This is a genomic window from Parasulfitobacter algicola, assembly GCF_013315265.1.
Classification (GTDB): domain Bacteria; phylum Pseudomonadota; class Alphaproteobacteria; order Rhodobacterales; family Rhodobacteraceae; genus Parasulfitobacter; species Parasulfitobacter algicola.
In genome coordinates, this window is sequence record NZ_JABUFE010000054.1 from 1 (window position 1) to 649 (window position 649).

Annotated in this window: 1 protein-coding gene; it reads right to left on the reverse strand. The window is 57.3% G+C overall.

Annotated elements, in window-relative coordinates; translation table 11 throughout:
• Positions 1-279: 279 nt before the first annotated feature.
• Positions 280-649 (reverse strand): transposase (locus HRQ87_RS19995; RefSeq protein WP_174140211.1); only part of this gene is annotated, 370 nt, incomplete at its 5' end.

Genomic DNA, 649 nt, shown 5'->3' on the forward strand with positions numbered 1-649 from the left:
GAAATCCTACGCTCTCATGAGCGTTTTTGATTTTCCCGGCACGATGAAACTACCCCGCTGGCGCGGGATGGTCAAAATATGTAGCCTGTACAGGCGCTGGAGACGGTGGGCCGAACCGAGTGTTGTCATGCTCTCATCCGCGGATTGGTTACCGCCTTTCCTAATACGGCGCGGGATTGCCTCTCTCTAAGCACGGATATCTGTCCCAACGTGCGCCGAGTATTTCCCCATCATTGGCCGCCATCTCCAGCGTGCTGCACAGGCAGGCTGGTCGGTCGTTCAGGCGGTCAGCGGCGTCTTGCGCGCGATGTCCCAGATGAATCCAGCCAGTTCCCGTGCGATAGCTGCCAGCACACGCGGTTGCGGTTTACCTGTCCGACTGAGACTGCGATAGCGCTTGCACAATCGGGCCTGAGCTTTCCAGCCAATATCCTTGATCTCTTGAGGCAGGTGTTCAGCACGCTTCAGGTATGGGTGCCCTTCCTTTGGTGGGTGTCTATATGACCACCCAGCTTCAACCAGCATGGTTCTCGCTAAGGCATTCCCGGTTTTGGTCAATCGTCCTCGTCGGGTGGTATTACCACTGGAATGTTCGCTCGGCACCAGCCCGAGCCAGGCCATCAGCTGGCGGGGATTGTCAAAGCAGGTA